Source organism: Kordiimonas sp., from assembly GCF_048260245.1.
GTDB lineage: Bacteria > Pseudomonadota > Alphaproteobacteria > Sphingomonadales > Kordiimonadaceae > Kordiimonas.
Genome location: NZ_JBLXGZ010000010.1, coordinates 77,078 through 89,460, shown reverse-complemented (window position 1 = coordinate 89,460; position 12,383 = coordinate 77,078). Strand labels below are relative to the sequence as shown.

Genomic DNA, 12,383 nt, shown 5'->3' with positions numbered 1-12,383 from the left:
GTTTGAGCAAACCTCACCTCGATGGCGCATTACGCCCCTTCATGTATGGCAAGCTGCACCGTGTGACAGTCACAGGGGCTGAGCTTAATTATGTTGGCTCCATCACGGTGGATCCCGTTTTGCTGCGCGCATCCGGCCTGCTGCCCCATACGGCGGTGGATGTGGTCAATATCACCAATGGCGAACGCATCACGACCTATATTATTGAGGGCAGCGAGGGCTCAGGCGTTATCTGCCTTAACGGTGCGGCAGCGCATCAGTTCTCGAAAGGCGACCTCGCCATCATCATGGGTTACGAGCAGGTGCCGGCCCGCGACCTGCCGGGCCGTATCTCCCGCGCGGTGCATGTGGACGCCCAAAACCATATCGTCGCGGTGGATGAATATATCACGCCCAGCCTTGATGAATTAGGCAAACCTGCCAATAACCGGGAAGGCGAAGTCTACGAAACCGTGGACGCCTGAGCTTCAATCGATATCCAGTTCAATCCACACAGGCGTATGGTCGCTGGCTTTTTCCTTGGCACGAGGCAGGCGGTCCACTTGCGCATCCTTGAGCATGTCGGCTGCCTGCGGTGATAGCAGCAAATGGTCAATGCGAATGCCGTGATCCTTGGGCCATGCGCCGCGCTGGTAATCCCAGTAGCTGTACATCGGGCCGGACGGTGTGATCTGCCGGATGGCATCCAGATAGCCAAGATTGAGCAGGCTTCTGAGCCGTGCGCGGCTTTCCGGTTGTGTTAGTGCATCATCGACCCACGCTGCAGGGTTGTGACAATCTTCATCGTGGGGGATGACGTTATAATCACCCGCCAGCACAACTGGCACCTCGAGCGTACGCAGATATTTTGCCCGCTCGATCAGCCGGTCCATCCAGCCTAGTTTATAGTCAAATTTCGGCCCCGGTTGCGGGTTGCCGTTGGGCAGGTAGATGGACGCGATACGCACACCTTTGATGGTCGCTTCGATATAGCGCGCCTGTTCGTCTTCCGTATCATCGTCACCATCCATGCCGGGCAGGGCCCGTTTGATATCCTCGATCGGGTGTTTCGAGAGCAGGGCAACGCCGTTGAAGGATTTCTGGCCAAACGTCTCCACGTTCCAGCCTTTTTCCTCAAGCTCAAGGCGTGGGAAATTATCGTCAAGGCTTTTGATTTCCTGCAGGCAGGCGACATCGGGTGAAAATTCGTCCAGCCATTCAAGAAGGCGTGGCAGGCGTGCCTTCACGCCATTAATGTTGAAGGTCGCAATTTTCATTGAGGAAGTCGCCTTTTGCTGCGCGCCGTTAAATGGCAAAGGAGGAGCCACAGCCACACGATGACGTAGCATTCGGGTTTTTCACCTGAAAGGAGGCGCCGACAAGGTCTTCAACAAAATCAACTTCCGACCCCATCAGGTACAGCAGGGACATGTTGTCCACCAGAAGCTTTACGCCTTCGCGCTCGACGACAATGTCGTCGTCCTTTTGCTCTTCGTCGAAGTCAAAGCCATACTGGAAGCCGCTACAGCCGCCACCGGAAACCGAAAGCCTCAGCTTCAGGTTCGGGTTGCCTTGCTGGTCAATCAGGGCTGCGACACGTTTTGCCGCGCGTTCGCTAAAGCCCACTGGTGGTGCTTTGTCCGTCATGGTGTCTCGCTGGTTCGTTTTGGCCTCAAGGGCGTTATGTGAAGTCATGACACATATGTAGGGATAGGAAGGCCGTGCGTCAATTCACGAGCCTGTTGTTAGCAGAATAATTACGGCGCACCGCTTACTGCGCCCTCAGGGGTGGTCAGCGGTGAAGGCGGTGAAATCAAGCTCTTGCCGGTTATGTTTGCTGAAATCAAAGGCCAGCATCATGGTGTCAAGTTGGCCTGCCGCGGCATCGTAGGAAAACGGCAGCACCAAAGCGGTGAAGTCAATCCGCCTATGGTCTGTTGGTATAAAGGAGCCCTTATAATACATCGGAGCATCGGCCAGGATTGTCTCGTTCAGCATGGTATGCATCACATCACGTATATTGACATCCTGTGGCTCAACGAGACGGCCTTTGTGTGGTCCGAGCTGCAAAACCTCGGATATGGTGTCGCCCGTCAATCTGTCAGCATATTCGCCTTTGCGATTAACCGACACGACCGCGATCTGCGATAGATATTTTGCGAATTTTTGTGGTCGGAAATCGCGCTGTATCGGATAGGCGGTGCTGCGCTGGATCTGCTGCCAGTGCTCAAAGATATTTTTCTGGAATTCACCACCATGTGGTGCCAGCGTGTCTCCGATTTTGAACGAGATATCTATCATTCAGCCAACATGGTTAATATTGTATTAACAACAACATGGTATGTTAACTATTCGTTAACTGTTTGGAGTTTGCCAGAGCACTCCAGAAAAATCCAGCAAACAGTTGCTCAAAAAATTAGGCAGCTTTACTGTGCCGAAAACTGGCCCGTAATCGAGATGGAGAGACCATATGAACGAAGCTTTGCCGCGCTACGAAGAGACGCTTGCGTCCTATGCCTGCAAACCGTCCGAAACCCGCGGCCGAGTGTTCAAAGAACCTGAGACCCCGAATCGCAGCTGTTATCAGCGCGACCGTGACCGGGTGATCCACTCGTCATCGTTCCGGCGCCTGAAGCACAAGACGCAGGTTTTTGTCTATCATGAGGGAGATCACTTCCGCACGCGGCTTACGCATTCGCTTGAAGTGGCGCAGATCGCGCGCTCGATCTCGCGGTCGATGCACCTTAATGAAGACCTTGCGGAGGCATTGGCGCTGGCGCATGACCTGGGCCATCCGCCGTTTGGGCATATCGGAGAGACCGTGCTGAACGACTGCATGGGCCAGTTTGACGGTTTTGACCATAACGCGCAGGCGCTTCGCCTGTTGACGCGGCTTGAGCACCGCTATGCTTCCTTTGAGGGCCTGAACCTGACCTGGGAAACGCTTGAAGGTCTGGCAAAACACAATGGGCCCCTTGCTGACGAACCGATTGACCCGGCGAACCCGCCCGAAAGCCTGCCGTTTGGTTTCCGCGACTATCTACCGGAAAATGATCTTGAAATTCATACCTACGCGTCGGCGGAAGCGCAGATAGCAGCGCTTGCGGACGATATCGCCTATTCAAGCCATGATCTTGACGACGGCCTGCGCGCGGGCCTGTTTGAGCTGTCGGAGCTTAAGCGCATACCGGTTGTCATGCAGCTGATCGATGAAGTGAAATGGACCTACCCGGACGCGCCTAAAGATGTGACCATCCATGAACTTGTGCGTCGCCTGATCAACCGCATGGTTGCCGACCTGATGGTGGAAAGCACCAAACGCATTACAGCACTTGCCCCGAAGACGCCGGACGATATTCGCAACGCCGGGCTGCCGACAATTTCCTTTGGTGCCGATATGCAACAAGCAGTGAAGGAGTTGAAGGGGTTTCTGTTTGAGCGTATGTATCGCCACTATCTGGTGAACCGTATGGGCAGTAAGGCAAAAAGGGTGGTCACCGACTTGTTCAATCTGTATATATCCGAGCCCGAATGCCTGCCAACGGAGTGGAGCGAACGCGCCGGTGAGCGAAATTCGGCTGAGACCGCCCGTGTGGTTGCCGACTTTATCGCCGGCATGACCGACCGCTTCGCCTTCCGCGAGCACGCAAAATTGTTTGATTTGAACCGAGTATCACTATGAATGTATTTACCCATTTTCGGGGTGCCCTTGAGACGCTTCTGACCACGCTTGCCAAAGAAGGCAAGCTGCCGGACGGGCTGGATTTCAGGAATATTGCGGTGGAACCGCCCCGCGATGCCAGTCACGGCGATATTGCCACTAACGCTGGCCTTGTGCTGGCCAAGCAGGCAGGCATGAAGCCCAGCGATATTGCGGAGCTGCTGAAGCCTGGCCTTGCGGCGCTCGCTGACGTGGAAAGTGTGGAGATCGCGGGGCCTGGATTTATTAACCTGCGTCTCGCGCCTTCTTTCTGGCAAGGGCAGGTGAAAGCCATACTGGAAGCAGGCACGGGCTTTGGTGACAGCACCATGGGTGGCGGTGAGAAGATCAACGTGGAATATGTGTCCGCCAACCCCACAGGCCCGATGCATGTGGGTCACGTGCGCGGTGCCGTGTTTGGTGATGCGCTTGCGAACCTGCTGAAAAAAGCGGGCTTTGATGTGTGCAAGGAATATTACATCAACGACGCTGGTAGCCAGATCGATACGCTCGCGCGGTCTGCTCACCTGCGCTACCAGGAAGCGTTTGGCCGTGACATTGGTGAAATTCCGGAAGGGCTTTACCCCGGTGATTATCTTGTGCCGGTGGGCGAAGCGCTGAAAGCCAAATACGGCGAACAGTATCTTGATGCACCGGAAGAAGAATGGCTGACCCTCTTCAAGGTTGAGGCGTCCGACGCCATGATGGACATGATCCGTGAGGATCTGCGCCAGCTTGGTGTTGAGCATGATGTGTTTTTCTCTGAACGCAGCCTGCACGAAAGTGGCCGCATTCCCGAGGCTGTCGCCGTGCTGAAAGAACGTGGTCATATTTATGAGGGCGTGCTGGAGCCGCCGAAGGGCAAGCTGCCGGAAGACTGGGAACCGCGCGAGCAAACGCTGTTCCGCGCAACCGACTTCGGCGACGATGTGGACCGGCCGCTGCAGAAATCCACCGGTGAATATACCTATTTTGCTGCTGACATCGCCTATCACCACGACAAATACGTGCGCGGTTATCATCAGATGATCGACGTGCTGGGCGCGGACCACGGCGGTTATGTAAAACGCATGCAGGCAGCGGTGAAAGCGCTGGCCGAAGACGGCGCACTGGACGTGCGCCTGTGTCAGCTTGTCAAGCTGTACAGAGACGGCGAGCCGGTCAAGATGTCCAAGCGGTCGGGCAACTTTGTGACATTGCGTGAAGTGGTTGAGGAAGTAGGGCGCGATGTGACCCGCTTCATCATGCTGACGCGGAAAAACGATGCGCAGCTTGATTTTGACTTCAAGAAGGTCATGGAACAATCCAAGGATAACCCTGTATTTTATGTGCAATATGCTTATGCGCGGGTTTGTTCGGTGCTGGCAAAAGCCAGAGAGGCCTTCCCGACGCTTGATACGGGTGATGACGCCCTTGCTGGTGCTGACCTGTCGCTCCTCAGGTCCGAGGGCGAGATCGGCATGATCAAGCAGTGCATGGCGTGGCCACGCATGGTTGAGGCCTCTGCCGAAGCGCATGAACCGCACCGCATTGCATTTTTCCTTTATGATTTGGCGTCAGAGTTCCATACTTTCTGGAATAAGGGCAATGATGACCCAAGTTTGCGGTTTATCATCGAAGGGGATGAGGCGTTGACTGAAGCACGCATGGCGCTTGTACGCGCCGTGGCACTGGTGATTGCGAGTGGACTTTCTGTGCTGGGTGTCACGCCGCTGGAGGAAATGCGGTAACATGAGCGATAACAACAGGTCACCAAACGATCAGGACCGGCTGAGCGCGGAAAAAGATATTCCGCCATGGCTTCAGCCTGTGCCGGAAGAAGAAGAGGCTACGGGGCTGTTTTCTGGCCGCAAAATGTGGGTCATGGCCGGTGTCGCCGTGACGGTCGTTGCGCTTTTTGTAGCGGTGATCTTCGCGCTTTACGATGGCGGTGCGGTTGAGCCACCCCGCCATATTGTGGCGGATACCAGCCCCATCCGGGAAAAACCGGCAGAGCCCGGCGGTATGGATGTGCCTTATCAGGACAAGCAGGTATTTGAACGGGCGAACGGCGATGTCCTGCCGTCAGGCGAGGTGAAACTTGCGCCGCAGCCGGAAGAGCCGCTTGAGGCATTGCCGGAAGACCCGGCTTCGTCAGGCGACCCAATCGGTGACATTGTGGCAGAAGTGACGGAAAGCAAGCCTGCACCTGAAGTTCAAAAGTCGGAGCCGGCGCCTGTTAAAAAAGCCGAGGTGAGCAAACCCAAGGCGGCTGCGCCTGCAAAGGCCCCACCGGCAAAAGCAACACCAGCAAAAGCATTTATGGTGCAGCTTGGAGCTTACGGTTCGGCGGAAAAGGCTGAGAATGCGTGGCGCACAATCCGCGGAAAATACAGCAATTTCCTTTCGGGCCTGTCGCCGTCATATGAACCGGTGAACGCCGGTGGCCGCACCCTGTACCGTCTGCGGGTTGGGCCACTGGAGACACGCGCCGCCGCCGATGAGGTTTGCCTTGGCCTCCGGGCCCAGCAGCAAGCCTGCATTGTTGTAAACCCGTAGGGCCGCCGCAATGATCCCAGTAATTTTTGGCTGCTCAGGCGCGACGCTTACCAAAGAAGAACGTAGCTTCTTCGCACGGGTGAAGCCGGCCGGATTTATTCTGTTCAAGCGCAACTGCGAAGACCCGGATCAGATACGTGCGCTCGTTGCTGATCTCAAGAAAAGCGTGGGTCGCCACAAGGTGCCTATCCTGATTGATCAGGAAGGTGGCCGCGTGCAACGCATGACGGAGCCGCACTGGCGCAAATATCCGCCGATGGCAACCTTTGGCAAAGTGGCGGCAAAAGACCCCACCCTTGCGGCCAGCGCCCTCAGGCTCAATTGCCGCCTGATTGCCGATGATCTACGGCGGGTGGGTATTAATGTGGATTGCCTACCGGTGCTGGACGTGATGCGCGACGACGCGGACCCGATCGTCGGCGACCGGGCTTTCTCCCGTGATCCGGACCTTGTCGCCGCATTTGGCCGCATCGTAGTGGACGCCTTGATGGATGGTGGTGTGCTGCCGGTGATCAAACATCTGCCGGGCCATGGCCGGGCAACGGTAGATAGCCATCTGGCGCTGCCGGTGGTGGATACCCCGATCGCGGAGCTGGATAAAACCGATTTCAAACCGTTTCGGGCGCTGCGCGATGCGGCTTTTGGCATGACCGCTCACATCACCTACAGCGATATTGATGCACACCGCCCGGCAACCCTGTCGCGTGTGGTGATCGGCCGCGTCATTCGCATGAAAATGGGCTTCACCGGTATATTGATGTCCGATGATCTGTCGATGAAGGCGCTGTCGGGTGACTTTACCGAACGAACGCAGGGTGCCTTTTCTGCTGGTTGTGACCTCGCGTTGCATTGTAATGGCAACATGAATGAAATGCAGGTCATCGCAAGCGCGGCGCATCCTATCTCAGGCAAGCTTGAGAAACGCATCGCGTCGCTCATATCAGAGGCGGATCAGGCGCCTATCGCGGACCGTGCAGACCTGCGTGCCCGCTATGAAACCCTGATGGAAAAGTTCTAGAGTATAAAGGGTCGTCTGTTGGACATTCTCGCCGATAAATTCTACCTTCTCAGCATCATGGCACTGCCGTTTCTTCTGGCGGTGACATTGCATGAGGCAGGGCACGCCTACGCCGCAAACGCGTTGGGGGACAGCACCGCCAAGTCGCAAGGGCGGCTGTCGTTGAATCCTTTTGTACATATAGACCCCTTGGGCACGGTGGTTATTCCGCTTGTCGCAGTGATGGCAAGCCTGCCGTTTCTCATTGGCTACGCCAAGCCGGTCATGATTCAGCCGCGCTACTTCAAAAATATGCGCCGTGATATGATCATCGTGGCGCTGGCAGGGCCGTTTGGCAACCTGATCGTTGCATTTTTCTGTGCTTATGTGTTGCGGTTTTCTCTCGGCTTCGGGGCTGGCGGGCAGGACTGGATCACCAACACCATGTATTATGGTATCTTCATGAACTGCCTGTTTATGGTGTTTAACCTGTTGCCCATTCCGCCGCTGGACGGCGGTGGCATTGTTGAGCAGTTGCTGCCGCATGAGGCGGCCAGAAGCTATCGTTCGATTGCGCCCTATGGTTTTTTCATCCTGATGGGTATTATCCTGCTCGCAAAAGAGATAATCCTTGTACCGACGCTGTTCATGACCGACCTTGTCGTGAACCTCGTTGGTGTGCCGATATGATGGAATTTGAAGAAGACATCCAAGGTGTGAAGCCACAGGATCATGGTGTGACTCATGACCCTGACCAGCTTGTGCTGCATATGGACGGCTTCGAGGGGCCGCTCGATGTGCTGTTGATGCTGGCGCGCGCCCAGAAGGTGGACCTGACGCAGATATCTATTCTCGAGCTTGTGGAACAGTTCCTCGGGTTTGTGGCGGAAGCCAAGAAACTGAAGCTTGAACTGGCGGCGGATTATCTGGTGATGGCGGCGTGGCTTGCCTACCTCAAATCGCGCCTGTTACTGCCCAAGGACGATGACGACGAAGAGCCCTCAGCTGAAGAGTTGGCATTCAGGCTGCAACTGCGCCTGCAACGGCTTGAGGCCATGCGTGAGGCTGGCGCGCGACTGATGGCGCGCGACCGCATGGGCCGTGATGTGTTCCGGCGCGGCAAGCCCGAGGGGCTCAAGCTACTTAAAAAAGGCACATACGATGTGACAATGTATGAGCTGTTGCGCGCTTATGCAGACAATCGCCAACGTCATTCCATAACTGAAATTCGTATTGAGCGTCGCCCGGTTTATTCGCTGGAGGACGCTATAGAACGGCTTTCGGGGTTGATTGGTGATACATTCACCTGGGCGACTCTGTCGACATTCCTGCCGTCGAATTTGAAGGATGACAGGTTACGCCGTTCTGCTCTTGCCAGCATGTTTGCAGCATCGCTCGAACTGGCCAAAGCCGGCCATGCGGACCTAAGGCAGATGGAAACATTTGGGCCCATATACCTTCGCCAGCGAGCCGATGATGACGGGGCCGACACCAGTAACAAGAATGAATAAAAACGATGCTAACAACTAATGAAACAGAAGCCCGGGCGGTAAGCCCTGAGACCACAATCCAGCACCGCCGCATGGTGGAAGCGATTTTGTTTGCGAGCGAAAACCCGCTTTCGGTTGAGGATATTACCGAGCGTGTGGGTGAAGGTGTTGATGTGGCCGCGCATATCGAAGCACTGACCGAGGCTTATGCCCCGGCGGGCGTTAATCTTGTGCGTGTGGCGGGAAAATATATGTTCCGCACGGCGGAAGACCTTTCCTTCCTGCTCAGACGTGAAGTGGATGAACCGCGCAAACTGTCGCGGGCGGCGGTGGAAACCATGGCGATTATCGCCTACCATCAGCCGGTCACACGCGCCGAGATTGAGGAAATTCGAGGTGTTTCCATCTCCAAAGGCACGCTAGATGTGTTGATGGAAGCGGGTTGGGCCCGCATGATGGGGCGGAAACGTACGCCGGGGCGTCCCGTGACATATGGCACCACCGAAGATTTTCTGGTGCATTTTGGTATCGAGAGCATTAAAGATTTGCCGGGTGTGCAGGAACTCAAGGCTGCGGGCCTCCTGGACAGCGTCGATATGGCGCTTGATAAGATGGGCGGCATGCCGGACCCAGCCAAGGCAGTGGCCGAGGCTGAGGGCCAAATTGACCTTGAAGAGGCGATCGCCCGGTCAGAGCAGGCCGCAGCTGTCGATACGCGCCCACCGGCGCGAGAGAATAGCGGGGAGCCACCGGAAGCCTGACTTGTGTCAGACCGTTTGCATTGCCAGATAATGAATAGAAACCGGCGCGACATGTCGGTGAGAGGGAGAAAAACATATGTTTCCGGGTTGGCTTCAAATAGCACTTGTTGTGCTGCTTATCGTGCTGCTGTTTGGTCGAGGCAAAATTTCAGGCCTGATGGGCGATATCGCGCAGGGTATCACCAGCTTCCGCAAAGGGCTCAAGGAGGGCATGGACACGCCTGAGCATGACGAAACCGTCAAAGCGGTGGAAGATAAAAAGACCATCGACGGTGAAGTCGTGAAATCCTCCGAAAAACAAAAAGACAAAACCGACGCGTAAGCCTGTGCTTGCGTTATAGGGTCGGGAGTCTTGTTTCATGTTTGATATCGGTGCGATGGAGCTTTTTGTGGTCGCGGTGCTGGCGCTTGTGGTTGTCGGCCCCAAGGAACTGCCACGCCTTTTGCGTACGGCAGGGGGGCTGATGCGCAGGGTGCGAGAACTGTCTGCCGAATTTCGGCAAGGCGTGGAACAGCTCGCGGCCGAGGCGGATCTGGACGCTGACCCTTTTCGGGACCTCAAGAAAAAAGAAGGTCTTCGGCCCGGCATGAGCCCGGAAGACATCACCGACCACATTATGAAAAACCGCGAAGCCGAAGAAGCAGCCGAGATGGCCAAAGAGCCTATCAAGCGTAAATCTGACGGTACCACCAAAACCGGGCCAAAGGCGCCTAAGGAAGCTGCGCCTGAGACGACTGACGGTGATGCCAAAGCGGATGGGGACAGCAAACCATGATGACCCCTAATGAGATCGGCAAGCCGGATATTACCGACGAAGAAGACGACGTGGAATCCAGCCGCGCGCCGCTTCTGGATCATTTGAATGAACTGCGCGCCCGCCTGATCAAAGTACTGATCGGCATGGCGGCCGCCTTTGGCGTCGGTGTCTATTTCTCGACCGAGCTTTTCCAGATTCTGGCGCGTCCTTACATGCAGGCGCAGGCCGGTAATGAGAATGCTCGTATGATTTTCACCGGCCTGATGGAAGGTTTTGCGGTGAACCTCAAGGTGGCGCTGTATGCCGCCTTCATTGTGACCTTCCCGCTTTTGGCGACCCAGATATGGAAGTTTGTCGCGCCGGGCCTGTACCGGGATGAGAAAAAAGCCTTTCTGCCATTTCTTGTCGCTACGCCGATCCTGTTTGCGATGGGGGCGTCGCTGGCGTACTTCCTGGTCATCCCGTGGGCGTGGGAATTTTTGCTGAGCTTTGAGCAGTCTGGCGGCGAGGGCGCGATTGCGATTACCGCCGAGGCGCGGGTGAGCGAGTATTTGTCGCTGGTGATGCAGATGATCTTTGGCTTTGGTGTCGCCTTCCTTTTGCCGGTGGCTCTTACCCTGATGGGCCGTGTCGGCATCGTCTCGGCTGAATCGTTGCGGGCCAAACGGCGTTATATGGTGGTGGGTACATTCCTTGCAGCCGCTTTCCTCACTCCGCCAGACCCGATTAGCCAGATCGCCCTTGGCATTCCCATACTGCTCCTGTATGAGATTTCCATCCTGTTGATCGCCAGCACGGAACGTAAAAAGGCACGGGCGGATGAGGCGAATACGACCGACGACGCCAGCTAACGCCTTTCTGAAAAGACCGAGATCATTATGTTTGACCTGAAATTCATCCGTGAAAACCCTGAAGCTTTTGACGCAGCTCTTGCCCGTCGTGGTGAAGCACCGCGCGCGCAGGAAATTGTGGTGCTGGACGAAAAGCATCGGGCGCTGCTGACCGAGGCGCAAACTGCACAGGCACGGCGGAATGAAGCGTCAAAGCTTATTGGCCGCGCCAAGGGGCAGGGCAATGAGGACGAAGCCCAGGCTTTGATGACCGAGGTCTCCGGGCTGAAATCACGCCTCGCGGAACTGGAAGAGGAAGAGCGCGCGGTGGGCGAAGAATTGAACGCGCTGCTGATGAGCCTGCCGAACATGGTCTATGACGATGTGCCGGACGGGGCCTCTGAAGATGACAACGAGGAAGTGCGTACATGGGGCACCCCGCGCGACTTTGACTTTGCGCCCAAGGAGCATTTCGACATTGGTGAAGCGCTGGCCATGATGGACTTCGAGCGCGCGGCCAAGCTTTCCGGTTCGCGCTTTGTGGTGCTGTCAGCTGGTATCGCGCGGCTGCACCGTGCGCTCGGCCAGTTCATGCTGGACCTGCACACCGGCGAGCACGGTTATACCGAGGTTATCACGCCTTCCATGGTGCGCGATACCGCGCTTTTGGGCACTGGCCAGTTGCCGAAATTTGGTGAAGATGCCTTTAAGACGACGACAGATCACTGGTTAATTCCGACATCTGAAGTGACACTGACCAACCTGCATTCCGGTGAAATACTGGACGAGGAAAGCCTGCCTTTGCGTTTAACAGCGCACAGCCAATGTTTCCGCGCAGAAGCAGGGTCTGCGGGCAGGGATACACGCGGCATGATCCGCCAGCACCAGTTCGAAAAGGTCGAGATGGTTACTGTGACCACGGAGGATAAGTCGGACGAGGAGTTGGAACGCATGACCGCCTGCGCGGAAGAAGTGCTCAAGCGCCTGCATCTGCCATTCCGTACCGTGAAGCTGTGCACCGGCGACATTGGTTTCGGCGCGCGCCGCACCTATGACATTGAAGTCTGGCTGCCGGGGCAGGGGCGTTACCGCGAAATCTCCAGCTGCTCGACCTGTGGTGACTTTCAGGCCCGCCGCATGAAGATGCGCTGCCGGCCTAAAGGCGAGAAGCAGACACGTTTTGTGCACACGCTTAATGGGTCCGGCCTGGCAATTGGCCGTACACTCATCGCGGTGATCGAAAATTATCAGCAGGCTGACGGCAGCATCCGCGTGCCGGAGGTCCTGAAACCCTATATGGGCGGCGCAAAGGTTGTCGGCGCCTAAAACT

15 protein-coding genes are annotated in these 12,383 nt (G+C 56.2%); 12 read left to right on the top strand and 3 right to left on the bottom strand.

Translation table 11 applies throughout. The features are described from left to right. The first annotated feature begins 2 nt into the window (after positions 1-2). Positions 3-464: an aspartate 1-decarboxylase gene (gene panD, locus ACN0VM_RS07610; protein ID WP_417450266.1), complete on the top strand. Its 462-nt coding sequence runs from the start codon at positions 3-5 to the stop codon at positions 462-464. A gap of 3 nt (positions 465-467) precedes the next feature. Here panD and xth read toward each other — a convergent pair whose 3' ends face one another. The 3 genes from xth to ACN0VM_RS07595 form a co-directional block, all read right to left on the bottom strand. Further along, positions 468-1,256, bottom strand: coding sequence for an exodeoxyribonuclease III (gene xth, locus ACN0VM_RS07605; RefSeq protein ID WP_417450265.1), 789 nt, complete (start codon positions 1,254-1,256; stop codon positions 468-470). A 28-nt stretch (positions 1,257-1,284) separates the two neighbouring features. Continuing rightward, positions 1,285-1,626 (bottom strand): iron-sulfur cluster insertion protein ErpA, encoded by a 342-nt coding sequence (gene erpA / locus ACN0VM_RS07600; protein ID WP_417450264.1) that lies wholly within the window; start codon positions 1,624-1,626, stop codon positions 1,285-1,287. A 135-nt stretch (positions 1,627-1,761) separates the two neighbouring features. After that, positions 1,762-2,280 (bottom strand): PAS domain-containing protein, encoded by a 519-nt coding sequence (locus ACN0VM_RS07595; protein WP_417450263.1) that lies wholly within the window; start codon positions 2,278-2,280, stop codon positions 1,762-1,764. A 169-nt stretch (positions 2,281-2,449) separates the two neighbouring features. Between ACN0VM_RS07595 and ACN0VM_RS07590 the strand changes: the two genes are divergently transcribed. The 11 genes from ACN0VM_RS07590 to serS all read left to right on the top strand — a co-directional run bounded on the left by ACN0VM_RS07590 (position 2,450) and on the right by serS (position 12,379). Then, positions 2,450-3,661: a deoxyguanosinetriphosphate triphosphohydrolase gene (locus tag ACN0VM_RS07590; protein WP_417450262.1), complete on the top strand. Its 1,212-nt coding sequence runs from the start codon at positions 2,450-2,452 to the stop codon at positions 3,659-3,661. Beyond that, positions 3,658-5,409, top strand: coding sequence for an arginine--tRNA ligase (argS, locus tag ACN0VM_RS07585; protein ID WP_417450261.1), 1,752 nt, complete (start codon positions 3,658-3,660; stop codon positions 5,407-5,409). Before ACN0VM_RS07590 ends, argS begins: the two co-directional genes overlap by 4 nt. 1 nt (position 5,410) lies before the next feature. After that, complete coding sequence (locus tag ACN0VM_RS07580) at positions 5,411-6,217, top strand: SPOR domain-containing protein (RefSeq protein ID WP_417450260.1); 807 nt, start codon at positions 5,411-5,413, stop codon at positions 6,215-6,217. Positions 6,218-6,227: 10 nt separating this feature from the next. Further along, complete coding sequence (gene nagZ / locus ACN0VM_RS07575; RefSeq protein WP_417450259.1) at positions 6,228-7,235, top strand: beta-N-acetylhexosaminidase; 1,008 nt, start codon at positions 6,228-6,230, stop codon at positions 7,233-7,235. An 18-nt stretch (positions 7,236-7,253) separates the two neighbouring features. Next, positions 7,254-7,904 carry a site-2 protease family protein gene (locus tag ACN0VM_RS07570; protein ID WP_417450258.1) on the top strand — a complete coding sequence of 217 codons (651 nt, stop codon included), beginning with the start codon at positions 7,254-7,256 and terminating at the stop codon, positions 7,902-7,904. Next, positions 7,901-8,725: a segregation and condensation protein A gene (locus ACN0VM_RS07565; RefSeq protein WP_417450257.1), complete on the top strand. Its 825-nt coding sequence runs from the start codon at positions 7,901-7,903 to the stop codon at positions 8,723-8,725. Before ACN0VM_RS07570 ends, ACN0VM_RS07565 begins: the two co-directional genes overlap by 4 nt. A gap of 5 nt (positions 8,726-8,730) precedes the next feature. Further along, positions 8,731-9,465, top strand: a complete 735-nt coding sequence (gene scpB, locus ACN0VM_RS07560) for an SMC-Scp complex subunit ScpB (RefSeq protein WP_417450256.1) — start codon at positions 8,731-8,733, stop codon at positions 9,463-9,465. A 76-nt stretch (positions 9,466-9,541) separates the two neighbouring features. Continuing rightward, the gene (locus ACN0VM_RS07555) at positions 9,542-9,787 is read left to right on the top strand and encodes a twin-arginine translocase TatA/TatE family subunit (protein ID WP_417450255.1); all 246 of its coding nucleotides are present in this window, start codon (positions 9,542-9,544) and stop codon (positions 9,785-9,787) included. 37 nt (positions 9,788-9,824) lie between these two features. Continuing rightward, entirely contained in the window at positions 9,825-10,241 is a 417-nt protein-coding gene (gene tatB, locus ACN0VM_RS07550) for a Sec-independent protein translocase protein TatB (protein ID WP_417450254.1), read from the top strand. Next, positions 10,238-11,074, top strand: coding sequence for a twin-arginine translocase subunit TatC (gene tatC / locus ACN0VM_RS07545; protein WP_417450253.1), 837 nt, complete (start codon positions 10,238-10,240; stop codon positions 11,072-11,074). Before tatB ends, tatC begins: the two co-directional genes overlap by 4 nt. Before the next feature lie 27 nt (positions 11,075-11,101). Then, on the top strand, positions 11,102-12,379 hold the full coding sequence (gene serS, locus ACN0VM_RS07540; protein ID WP_417450252.1) for a serine--tRNA ligase: 1,278 nt from the start codon (positions 11,102-11,104) through the stop codon (positions 12,377-12,379). Positions 12,380-12,383: the final 4 nt, after the last annotated feature.

Bases quoted from the DNA above. Each gene is read 5' to 3' on its own strand.
- xth (WP_417450265.1), bottom strand. From the start codon at position 1,256: ATGAAAATTGCGACCTTCAACATTAATGGCGTGAAGGCACGCCTGCCA.
- erpA (WP_417450264.1), bottom strand. From the start codon at position 1,626: ATGACGGACAAAGCACCACCAGTGGGCTTTAGCGAACGCGCGGCAAAA.
- ACN0VM_RS07595 (WP_417450263.1), bottom strand. From the start codon at position 2,280: ATGATAGATATCTCGTTCAAAATCGGAGACACGCTGGCACCACATGGT.
- ACN0VM_RS07590 (WP_417450262.1), top strand. From the start codon at position 2,450: ATGAACGAAGCTTTGCCGCGCTACGAAGAGACGCTTGCGTCCTATGCC.
- argS (WP_417450261.1), top strand. From the start codon at position 3,658: ATGAATGTATTTACCCATTTTCGGGGTGCCCTTGAGACGCTTCTGACC.
- ACN0VM_RS07580 (WP_417450260.1), top strand. From the start codon at position 5,411: ATGAGCGATAACAACAGGTCACCAAACGATCAGGACCGGCTGAGCGCG.
- nagZ (WP_417450259.1), top strand. From the start codon at position 6,228: ATGATCCCAGTAATTTTTGGCTGCTCAGGCGCGACGCTTACCAAAGAA.
- ACN0VM_RS07565 (WP_417450257.1), top strand. From the start codon at position 7,901: ATGATGGAATTTGAAGAAGACATCCAAGGTGTGAAGCCACAGGATCAT.
- scpB (WP_417450256.1), top strand. From the start codon at position 8,731: ATGCTAACAACTAATGAAACAGAAGCCCGGGCGGTAAGCCCTGAGACC.
- ACN0VM_RS07555 (WP_417450255.1), top strand. From the start codon at position 9,542: ATGTTTCCGGGTTGGCTTCAAATAGCACTTGTTGTGCTGCTTATCGTG.
- tatB (WP_417450254.1), top strand. From the start codon at position 9,825: ATGTTTGATATCGGTGCGATGGAGCTTTTTGTGGTCGCGGTGCTGGCG.
- tatC (WP_417450253.1), top strand. From the start codon at position 10,238: ATGATGACCCCTAATGAGATCGGCAAGCCGGATATTACCGACGAAGAA.
- serS (WP_417450252.1), top strand. From the start codon at position 11,102: ATGTTTGACCTGAAATTCATCCGTGAAAACCCTGAAGCTTTTGACGCA.